At 69.3% G+C, this 10,503-nt stretch carries 8 protein-coding genes; 3 read left to right on the forward strand and 5 right to left on the reverse strand.

What is annotated here, in order from left to right:
• Positions 1-11: 11 nt before the first annotated feature.
• The 5 genes from ABIB25_RS09760 to ABIB25_RS09780 form a co-directional block, all read right to left on the reverse strand.
• Positions 12-398: a type II toxin-antitoxin system VapC family toxin gene (locus ABIB25_RS09760; RefSeq protein ID WP_354528234.1), complete on the reverse strand. Its 387-nt coding sequence runs from the start codon at positions 396-398 to the stop codon at positions 12-14.
• Positions 395-631 (reverse strand): hypothetical protein, encoded by a 237-nt coding sequence (locus tag ABIB25_RS09765; protein WP_354528235.1) that lies wholly within the window; start codon positions 629-631, stop codon positions 395-397. The genes ABIB25_RS09760 and ABIB25_RS09765 overlap by 4 nt, the downstream gene beginning before the upstream one ends.
• 95 nt (positions 632-726) lie before the next feature.
• Positions 727-2,727 carry a S9 family peptidase gene (locus ABIB25_RS09770; RefSeq protein WP_354528236.1) on the reverse strand — a complete coding sequence of 667 codons (2,001 nt, stop codon included), beginning with the start codon at positions 2,725-2,727 and terminating at the stop codon, positions 727-729.
• Complete coding sequence (locus ABIB25_RS09775) at positions 2,724-3,179, reverse strand: nitroreductase family deazaflavin-dependent oxidoreductase (RefSeq protein WP_354528237.1); 456 nt, start codon at positions 3,177-3,179, stop codon at positions 2,724-2,726. Before ABIB25_RS09775 ends, ABIB25_RS09770 begins: the two co-directional genes overlap by 4 nt.
• 21 nt (positions 3,180-3,200) lie before the next feature.
• The gene (locus ABIB25_RS09780) at positions 3,201-7,178 is read right to left on the reverse strand and encodes a sigma-70 family RNA polymerase sigma factor (protein ID WP_354528238.1); all 3,978 of its coding nucleotides are present in this window, start codon (positions 7,176-7,178) and stop codon (positions 3,201-3,203) included.
• 364 nt (positions 7,179-7,542) lie between these two features.
• Between ABIB25_RS09780 and ABIB25_RS09785 the strand changes: the two genes are divergently transcribed.
• The 3 genes from ABIB25_RS09785 (at position 7,543) to purE (ending at position 10,358) form a co-directional block, all read left to right on the forward strand.
• Positions 7,543-8,298 (forward strand): GGDEF domain-containing protein, encoded by a 756-nt coding sequence (locus ABIB25_RS09785; protein ID WP_354528239.1) that lies wholly within the window; start codon positions 7,543-7,545, stop codon positions 8,296-8,298.
• Positions 8,299-8,508: 210 nt separating this feature from the next.
• A complete protein-coding gene (locus ABIB25_RS09790) occupies positions 8,509-9,828 on the forward strand; it encodes a 5-(carboxyamino)imidazole ribonucleotide synthase (RefSeq protein ID WP_354528240.1) in 1,320 nt (439 codons plus the stop codon).
• Positions 9,825-10,358 (forward strand): 5-(carboxyamino)imidazole ribonucleotide mutase, encoded by a 534-nt coding sequence (gene purE, locus ABIB25_RS09795; protein WP_354528241.1) that lies wholly within the window; start codon positions 9,825-9,827, stop codon positions 10,356-10,358. The genes ABIB25_RS09790 and purE overlap by 4 nt, the downstream gene beginning before the upstream one ends.
• Positions 10,359-10,503 lie beyond the last annotated feature (145 nt).

Raw genomic sequence — 10,503 nt, forward strand, 5'->3', positions numbered from 1 at the left:
CGGCGCACCGCTCAGCTGCCGAGGATGACAAGACCTCTTGCGGCATGAGCCGCGGAAAGCCGATCGTCGAAAGACGCCAGCCGTGCCTGCGCTGTTTCCGCAGCCAGCAGGACGCAGCAGTCGGGCAACTTCAGGCTCGTTCCTGCGCGGAGGTCGGCGAGCTTGACGGCTGTGTCGGCGGGAAAAGGCAGCTCCTGAACCTCAAAAGACCGCAGCGCAGCAAGCACAGCGACCAATCGTTTCTCCCGCACGGGCGCGACCAGAACGTCTGCGAGGGTCAACGAGCTGAAGGCGAAATCATCGTCGATCTCGCGAGACAACAGAGCTTCGGCGCGGGCGTGGTGGTTGTCCTGACCATCGAGGCAGGCGATCAGCACACTGGCATCGAGGACGATCACGCCGGCCACTCCTGCCGAAGGTTGAGCAGGTAGTCCGGTTCGTAGATGCCGGTCAGCATGCCGCTGTGCGCCCGGACGGCAGCCAGCCTCCGTCGTCTCCTTTCCTCCTGTGCCGACTCCGCGGCGCGGTGGCCTTGCAGTGCCAGCTGGACCAGGACCTGGGCGCGGCTCAGATCCGGCCACCCAGATGCGGCTTCCTCAAGAGCCGTCGCCAGGTCATCGGTCTCGGTCACGAAGTGACGGGGACGGGTAGTCGGCATCGGCCCAGTGAAGCACTGGAGTGACTTGGTGCTACACCGGATGTTTCGTCCGACCATGGATCGGGGGTCTACAGCAGCAGCGACGGCGTCCAGTCCTGGCCGCGAACATGGTGCCCGCAGAAGCCGAGCACGGTGTCGTACCAGATCTCGGCGTTCGCGGGCGACGTCACCCAGTGGTTCTCGCCGGTGAGCTGCAGGAACCGGTGCGGCAGGTCGGCCGGGTCCCGGTCGAAATGGCTGACCAGATCCCACCAGAGCCGCAGCGCTTCGCTGATCGGCACCCGGAAATCACGACTGCCGTGGATCACCAACATCGGCGTGCTGATGTCGGCGGCGGCCATGTGTGGTGAGTTCTCCGCGTACCAGTCGGGGTGCTCGGCGGGCTCTCCGAAGATGCCCGTCTTGTAGGCCGCGGCGTCCGTCGTCTTGTGCTGCTGGTCGAGGGCCCACAGACCGGCGTGCGTGACGATCGCGCCGAACCTGTTGGTATGACCGGCGATCCAGTTCGTCATGTACCCGCCGAATGAACCACCGAGACAGGCGACCCGGCTGCCGTCGATGTCGGGCCGCTCGATCACAGCCTCCAGCACCGACTCGCAGTCGGCGAAGACCTCGGCCGCCACGTATGGCCACGCCCGGTCCAGCCACTTCTGCCCGTACCCGGTCGACAGCGCGGGATCCGGGAGCAGGACGGCCCAGCCCTGGGACACGGCCACCCACGGATTCCAGCGCCAGCTCCAGGAGTTCCAGGAGCTGAACGGGCCGCCATGGATCCAGAGCATCAGCGGCGCAGGACCTTCCGCGTTCACCGGTACGCAGAGCCAGGCGTGCACAGGCTCGCCATCGGCGGCCGGGATGTTCAGTTCGATCAGCTGGCCGGGCAGGTCGTCGGTCACGGCCGGCGACTCGAGGGGGACCGGGATCTGTTCCACCAGAATGGTTTCCAGGCGAACCGGGTGTGGGGCAGCGTCGACGGCCGACCGGAGCGCGTACAGCTTTTCACCGTCGGGTGACGGGCACAGACTGGAGTACGAGGCGTCAGACACCAAGCGGCGCAACACCCCTCCCGTCGCCGGTTCGATGGCAAGAATGGCGCCGCGGCCGTGCAGGGCCCCCGCAACGTACAGCGTCGCCGAGTCGGCGGACCAGACGAACTCGGCGGGGAACAGATCCCCGAGATCGGGCTCGACCACCTCGCCGCTGGCGGTCGCCATGAGGACCAGCCCGCCGGTGATCGAATGCTCGAAACTGCCCTCCCGACCCTTGCCCATCGCCACCACGCGTCCGTCGGGCGAGATGGTCGGCCCCTGGAACTCCCAGCCGTCCTTCACTGCGAGTTCGGTGCGGCGGCCCGTCGCAACATCGATGACGACCACACCGGCCGGGCATCTGCCGCCCCGCCGCCGCGGTTCCCAGCTCGACGCCACCGTCGATCCGTCGGCCGAGATGGAATAGGAAGCCTCGGACAGTTCGAATCTCGCGTCCGGGGCGAGGTCGACCAGGTCGCCACCACCCGGTGGCTGCAGCAGCAACCGCGGGCTGGTGTCCCCGACTTCGTGGTCCCAGTAACGGATCGGCATCCCGGTGTGCAGGATCGCGGTGATCTTGCGGTCCTTGCGGGCGGCCCGGCGCTGCTGGTCGTCCTCGTCCGTCGAATGGGTCAGCCGGGTCCCGCTCACCAGGATCGCGCCGCTGGCTGCGGCCACCACGGGACCGCCAACCCCACCCGCGCGCCGGCTGACGACGGTCGGTTCACCGGTCGGTGGCAGGGACCAGAGCGCAGCCTCGTCGTCGGGGCCGTCGGTGCTCGGGGTTTCCGGACGCCCGGATACGAAGAGCAGGGAACCATCCGGTCGGAAAGCCGGTGCGGACTCACCCTTCTCGGACCGGGTGAGGCGAACCGGGTGGCCGTCGTCGAGCGGGACCTCCCAGAGCGATGACAGGTACCGGGCGCCCTTGCTGTCGGGCGACTGGACGGAGGCTACGAGTCGACTGCCGTCGAGACTCAGGGTGAGACCGGTGATCCGCGGAGTGGCGGTGAACCGGGCGAGATCGTCGAAGGAGGTCAACGATCGACTCCGAGCCTGAAGACCGCGATAGTGCTGAGGTGGGCACCGATCTCGTCATCGCTCGCGTCAGGCCCGATCGGAAACGCCTTCAGCGCCCACGGTACCGTCATCGACCGCAGATAGGTCCCGATGACCCGGACCGACTCGTCAGGCCCGGCCGGGTCGGCGGTCGCCGGGAAGTCGTCGTCACGGCTGCGCACCGTGCATCCCGGGTGGGCCTGGAGATTGAGGACCCAGTCGCGGGACAGGTCCGGCGACACCAGGTACGACAGTCCCCGGCTGCGGACCACGGCGATCGGGGTGCTCCGGACCTGACCGGTGCTTCTCCCGACCGTCTCCAGGACCCTGGTGGCAAAACCCTCGTCCGGCAACGGTTGTGGATCGCTGTCCAGCAACCGGGCCACCATGCCCTGATTGATCCTTCGTATGTCGAAACCGCCCGGTGCGCCCATGGATTCCAGTGTGCCAGCGCCTCAGTCGGTCACTCTGATGATCAGGGTCGGGCCGATCCAGAGGTCGTCGCCGCCTCCGGCGCTCGGTCGGTCCGCGAAGACGGCGGATCCGCTGCGGGCCTCCGGCGACAGGGATGAGAGGTCGGGATTGAGCACCTCGTAGCCGACCGCTGCGGATTTGCCATCGACCGGCTGGACTCCGGTGACGCTCAACGGGAGCGGGGGCGATCCGGCGAAGGTGAGCGACTTGGTCGCGGTGGCGTCCGGTGCCCACACGGTGAACCGCAGATCCTGGATGGTCGGGCCGGCGGCGGCAATGGTGGCCTGTCCGGCGGAACCCTTGGTCGCCTGCAGGTATCGTCCGTCGTCACCGGTGTGCAGACGAACATCGGCGCCGTCGGCGCCGGTGTCCCAGATGCTGGTCAGGGACCAAGCGGCGAAGGCCGAGATCCGGGAGGCAGTTGTCCTGGCCTTCAGATTCTGGACCAGGATCTGATGGTCACCGGGAGTTCGCAACAGCGGAGCAAGAGTTGCGTTCTGCATCAGATCAGCCGCCCGGACGAACATCTTGCCGGGTGTGTCCGAAGTGATCCCGGTCGGCCGGGTCCCGGTAACGCTCGCCTGCACCCCATCGACGGTCACGGTGACCGTGTCCAGGGACGACGCCCTTCCCTCCGCCGGCGATCCGGCCGCCCACGTGAGTTCTGCCGAGACGCCGTTGCCGCCGGTGGTCACGGTCCGGGTGACATCGATCGGAGTGAGCCTGCCGGTCAAGTTGTCAGGGGTGAAGCATTTGCCACGCGAGTTGCTGGTGGGGCAGTAGAGGGTTTCGGCAGCAACCATGGCGCTGCCGAACGGCCCGACCAGGTCGATCGGGTCACCGGGACTGCGTGCGCTCACGGCGAGGTTCCCATCGATCGCCAGGCTGCGGTCACCGGCCAGAGCGGCCGGTCCCGGCGCAGTTTTCCCGTCGGTCGCGGTCGGGAGGACGGCCACCGTCAGGGTGGTCACCGCCGGGGTCGGGTCGGTCTGGGCGGGCGCGCAGATGTAGGTGTCGCCGGACCGTTCGCATCCGGTTGCTGCGGTGATGAGAAGGCCGTCCGACAGCTTCCGGGGCAGCGTGATGGGGCCTGGAAGGGTGACGCCGGCGCCCACCTTGCCGGTCAGGCTGAGCTCACCCATGGTGCCCGCGGCCAGAGTGTTGGTGGAGGCCAACGAGATCGAGTCGTAGCCGGACTGCTTCGGGTCGACGGTGAATGGCGCAGCCTGGTTCGCCAGATCCGTCGAACCGCCACGAAGTGTTGCCTGGGTGAGAGTCTGGCCGCCGGTGGCGGCAGCTGCGACCTGCACCGGCAGTGCAAAGCTGACGGGGCCGCCGTTGTCGACGGTCCGATCGACCGGCGCGCAGACTACGGTTGCGCCGACCTTCGACACCGCACAGCCGCCAGGCAATTGATCAGTGATCACCGACAGCCCGTCGGACAGTTTAATCGGGAGGGCGATCGGCCCCGGATTGATGACGCCGCCGTTGAGCACCGTGCCCGTCAACGTGGCGGTGGTGGTCGTGCCGGCGCGGAGCGTCGCGCCTGTCCCGTCGAGACGGACGGACGCGTAGCCGCCGATACCCGTCGTCGGCTGGGTGAACTGCCCCGCGGCATCGATCACTCGGCTCTTCTGCCCGGTGGCCACCAGAACGATGTCGGTGGGAGTGGTGCCTGCGGCGACATCCACCGTGAGTGCAACCCCGGCGGCTCCGCTGACTGCGCTGAAGGGGCACGTGACGCTGCCGGCGGAAACCGTGCAGACACCCTCCGCCGCAACGGCTTGGAGGATGCCGAACTGGGGGCTGCTGAGGGTGATCGTGCCCGGATCGGTGATGCCAGGTTTGGCCGTGGCTCGGAAGGTGACCCGGTCCACCGCTGCGGCGGCGAGGTCGAAGGTGGACGAAACGGTTGCGCCTTGATAGCCGGCAGCCACCTTCACCGGGAACGTCCCCGAGTTGATCTGCTGTCCATTGAACGTCACGACGATGCTCCCCGGATCGTCAGCGGCATCGACGTCGACGCGCAGAGTCATCACCATGGTCACCGAGCCGGCCGGTGCGATGGTGGGAACGGTGCAGTCGACCGTGGCAGAACCGGAGCAGACCACGCCGTCAGCGGCGGGTGCGGCAAATGCGCCTCGAGCAGTCCTCAGGGCCGCCGGTCCGCCAGCGGTGCCGGCGCCCACAAAGGTCAACCCGTCGGGGATCTCGAGTCCAACAGTCTGATTCCTGTCCGACGGCGAGCCGCCGCTGTTGGTGACCGTGAGGCTGACGGTGACGTCGCCCCCCGCCACCACAGCGGAGACCTGCGGATTGGACACGGTCAGATCAGCCGGGGTCGGAAGCGGCGTCGTCGGGGTGGTGGGCGTCGTCGGGGTGGTGGGCGTCGTCGTGTCGATGGCTGTGGTCGGGGTGGTGACGTCGGTCGGGGTGGTGACCGGCGTAGAGGTGTCCGGGGTGGTGGTGTCAGCCGTCGTCGTGGGCGTGGTGTCCGGAGTGGTTGCGGGAGTGACGGTATCGGGGGTGGTCGGTACGTCGCTGGTGCCCGCGGTCGTCGGCACGGCGGTGGCCGAGGTCGCCTGGGTCGACGGTGCGGTGGGCAGCAGGCTGGTCGTGCCGAAGAAGCCGGGGATGGACGGCAGGAGCGAGGTGCCGGGCACACCGCCGCCGCCCGTGGTCAAGACCGAGCCGTTCACGGTGGTGACGCCCGATCCACCAGCCGTGGTCGATGTCGTCGGCGCTGAGGAGGAGGTAGTGCCGGCGGTGACCGGCGGGACGACCGGAACGCCCGTCCCGGTGCCCCCGGCGCCGTGACCGCCCGAGCCGCCATTGCCCCCACCGCCATTGCCGGGTAGCCCGCCGATTCCGACCCTGCCGGTACCGGCGCCGGGCGTCTGCGCACCCGCCACCGACCCGCCGCGGTCGGCGGCCGGCGGTGCGGTGTTGCTGCTGGTGAGCGCGATGACCACGCCGGCGACGATGACCGTCGCCACGGCAGCGACTCCGGCGATGGCCGCTCCGGGGCCCCAGCTGCCCATCTTGACGAACGTGCCCGCGGCCTTGCTGCCGATGAGTGACGCCTTGCCGCCGATCACGGCGGCCTTGCCGCCCACCACCGCCACCGAACCGCCGGACATCGCACCGAGTTGGACCAGCGGAACCACCGGTCCGAGGGTTGCGACGTAGCCGGCCGCGGCACCGCCGAGCAGCAGCGGGGCCAGCAGGCCGCGGAGGCCGCCGTTGATCTCCGATAGTTCGGCGGCCAGCGCCGGGCAGCGGTCGCACTCCTCGAGATGCGCGTCCACCTGGGCCTTCTCGCGCTTGGACAGGCTCCCGCGGGTCCAGGCTCCCAGTCGGTCGACCGTCGTCCTGCAGCGCTCGGCCGCGGTTTCGGCCAGGTGTGCCTGCAGGTAGGCCTCGCGCAGCCCCTCCCGTGCACGAAAAGCCAGGGAGGACACCGCATTCGGTGCCATGCCCAGCAGGACGCCGACCTCCGCGGCAGACTGTCCCTCGACCTGGGTGTGCCACAGCACGGTCTGCCAGCGTTCCGGAAGTCCGGCGAAAGCCTTGCCGATCAGGCCGCTCTCCAGATCCGCGATGACCGGGTCGTCACCCTCGACGGCGACGTCGTGGGACTCCATGTCATCGGTGAACTGCAGTCGCTTGTCCTTGCGGGTGCGGTCGTAGGCCGTGTTGCGCAGGGTGGTGAAGAGGTAGGCGCGGAACGCGGTGTCCGGTCCCTTGCTCTCGAGCATCCCGTCGAGGACCCGGGCGAAGGCCTCGGACACCAGATCGTCCGCCTCGGCGGCCGACCGGGCGAACTGGCGGGCCAGGGCAGCGGCGGCGCCGGCATGGCGGGCGTACAGGTCACCGAAGGCCGACCGGTCACCCGCACGGACTCGCGTGATCAGCTCGGCGTCGCTCGCCAGCTGTGCGTTGTCCGGGGTGGGTGGCACGAGCCCTCTGCCTTCTTCGGGACGGCGTCCGTCGAGCAGACACAGTCGAAAGTGGTGAATCCTGTCCCCATTGTGACGGGTGAACTATTGATCGGTCACGCGATGACGGGTTGCGATCACCGACTGCCACTCTTCGGAACAGAAGGGTTGCGTTCCGCCACGGAACATCACCGTCAGTCATGTGTGCTCCCTGCCGAGATCCACGCCAGTGCGCAGGAGTGTGGACATCCTCATCTGATGCCAAAACTTTTCTTCGGTTTCTGCGTGACGGCCGGGATACCGGCGCGTCTCCTTGGTGAGAGCCACCAGAGACCGGTCATTTCCGGGTCTGCGGGGCTGCCCGACCGGCGCGAGAGGATCAACGATGGCCAACCGCTTCCCTGCAGTTCTGACGACCAGCAGCGAGCTGAGCCGGGAGTGGCGATCGAGGTCGTCCGACTACGGCTGGGCCTTCCCCTCCGACTGGCACGTCCCCGCGGTCGACGCGGTATGCGATGCCATCGTCGCCGAGGCCGACGTCTGGGCTCCGGCCGAACGACTCGGTCGCAGCCGGGCCGGCGCCGGGGTGTCGCTCGCCGAGGCGCTGGTCGACGTCGACGGTCTCGCTGCCATCGCCCCGCCCCGCTACACCGATCCACTGCGTCGCGCCGTGTCGCTGGGCTGGGCAGACCGGATAACGGCTCCGCCGTCCACCGTGGCCGATCCGCTGACCGGCCTCGCCACTCCGGAATACCTGCAGGTCCGACTGGGTGAGGTCTATCGCGCGGCCGAGGTCGACGCCGAACCCATCTCCTCGCAGTGGGCGCTGGTCGTGCTCCGCCTCGATCTCACCCGATGCGGTGGCTGGCTGCGCACGCTCCCGATGATCCTCGTGGCCGACGGCCTGCGACGCGTGTTCGACGGTGGGGAGAGCCTGGCCCTGCTCGGCGATTCCGTCGCCGTCGTGCTGTGCCGTCGCACCGACGTGCTCGCCCGCCGAGCGCGCCTGCTCTGCTCGATGGTCAGCGACCAGATCGACCGTGATCCCCAGGTGTGCATCCCCGCCCCGTCCGTCTGGATCGAGACCCTGCCGCTGAATTACCGGTCGGCACTCGACCTGATCGCCGAACTCGGTCGGTAGTCGTCTGGCCGACCAACCGCCGCGCGCGAAAGAGCGATCGCGGCCCTCGCACTCGCCGGACCCTTCTCGGGCCCCGACTCCCGACCAGGGTCCGGTGACCGATGTGCCCCCGCAACCACCCCGACGGCTGCGGGGGCACACCTATGTCTGCGGCTGGATCCCCGGCGCCCGGCTGAGGTCCACCTCCGCGCCCGGCTAGGCTCGTTCCTCGTGGACTCCCGGACAGGTATGCCCCGGGTCGGCATGGTCGGCGGCGGGCAGTTGGCCCGGATGACGCACCAGTCGGCCATCGCACTCGGCCAGAGCCTGCGGGTGCTGTCGATCGGCGCAGACGAATCAGCGGCCCTGGTCGCCCCCGACGTCGAGATCGGATCGCACCTGGACCTCGACGCCCTGACGAAGTTCGCGGAAAACTGTGACGTGGTCACCTTCGATCACGAACACGTGCCCACCGAACACATCCGCGCGCTCGTCGCGGCTGGCCATGCGGTGTTCCCCGGCGCCGACGCGTTGCAGTACGCACAGGACAAGTCGTTGATGCGGACCAGACTGCGCGACGCCGGGCTGCCGGTCCCCACCTTCGCGGTGCTGGAACCGGGAGCCGACCTGGTCGCCGAGGTGGCGTCGTTCGGCGCGACTCACGGCTGGCCGGTGGTCCTCAAGACCGCGCGCGGCGGCTACGACGGCCGCGGCGTCTGGGTACTGGACGACGCTGACGCGGCGGCCCCGCTGCAGGCCGAACTGAGCGGCGAACTCGTGCTGGAATCGTTTGTCCGGATGAAGCGCGAACTCGCCGCGGTGGTCGCGCGCTCACCGTTCGGCCAGGCCGCAGCGTGGCCCGTGGTCGAGACCGTCCAGCAGGACGGCATCTGCGTCGAGGTGATCGCCCCGGCCCCCGGGCTCGATCCCGACGTCGCCGCGGCCGCCTCCCGGATGGCCCTGCGCATCGCCGGCGAACTCGGCGTCGTCGGCGTGCTGGCGGTGGAACTCTTCGAGGTCGACGCGGATGATGCCGTTCCCGACGGCTTGCTCATCAACGAGTTGGCGATGCGGCCGCACAACTCCGGCCACTGGTCGATGGACGGCTCAGTGACCAGTCAGTTCGAGCAGCATCTGCGCGCGGTGCTGGACTACCCGCTGGGGCGGACCGATGCGGTGGCACCGTTCACCGTCATGGGCAATGTACTGGGCGGTCCTGACACCGGGCCGGGGTCCGAGATCGGGATGGATGAACGCGTCCACCACCTCGCCGCACGGTTCCCGCAGGTCAAGATCCACCTGTACGGCAAGGCGTTTCGGCCGGGACGCAAACTGGGGCACGTGAACGTCCTCGGCTCCGACCTCGGCGAACTGCGCCGGATCGCGGCGCTGGCCGCAGCCTGGCTCGGCGATGGTCTCTGGACCGACGGGTACGAGATCCACACGGGCGCAACGAGTGCCCGGTCCGTTCCGGACGCCCGGCCTGCCCGGTCGCCGGAGTCGTCCGCACCGCAGCAGTCGACACCGGAACGGACAGGTGCACTCTCATGACGGACCCCACCCCTCCGCCCGCTGCTCCCGTCGTCGGCCTGATCATGGGCAGCGACTCGGACTGGCCGGTGATGTCCGGCGCCGGAGAGGTGCTCGACGACTTCGGCGTGGCCTACGAGGTCGGCGTGATATCGGCCCATCGCACCCCGGCGCGGATGCTGGACTACGCGAACTCGGCGGCCGGCCGCGGGCTCCGGGTGATCATCGCCGGGGCCGGCGGCGCCGCGCACCTGCCTGGCATGGTCGCCTCCGCCACGGTGCTCCCGGTGATCGGCGTGCCGGTCCCGCTGTCCACCCTGGACGGGATGGACTCGCTGCTGTCGATCGTCCAGATGCCGGCCGGGATCCCGGTGGCGACGGTGTCCATCGGCGGGGCCCGCAACGCCGGACTGCTCGCCGTCCGCATCCTGGCCTCGGCCGGAACGCCCGACGGCGTCCGGCTGGCCGGCGAACTGGCCGCCTACTCCGATGACCTCCAGGCGATGGTGCTGGCCAAGGACGCCGCCCTCCGCGAGCGCACCGGCCACTGAGCCATTCCCCGGCCGGCCGGGCGGGCAAGGCGCGTTGCGTCCTGCAGAGTGCTCGCTATAGCGAGCACTCTGCAGGACGCACCCACGCGGAGCCACGCACCGCCGCGCCACGACGCCGCGACGCGCCACCACGCAGCCCCGGTAC

Source organism: Nakamurella sp. UYEF19 (genome assembly GCF_040546275.1).
GTDB lineage: Bacteria > Actinomycetota > Actinomycetes > Mycobacteriales > Nakamurellaceae > Nakamurella.

What these genes read in the sequence shown, in the direction of transcription:
- ABIB25_RS09775 (WP_354528237.1), bottom strand. Translation starts at nt 3,179, where the DNA reads ATGGGCGCACCGGGCGGTTTCGACATACGAAGGATCAATCAGGGCATG.
- ABIB25_RS09785 (WP_354528239.1), top strand. Translation starts at nt 7,543, where the DNA reads ATGGCCAACCGCTTCCCTGCAGTTCTGACGACCAGCAGCGAGCTGAGC.
- purE (WP_354528241.1), top strand. Translation starts at nt 9,825, where the DNA reads ATGACGGACCCCACCCCTCCGCCCGCTGCTCCCGTCGTCGGCCTGATC.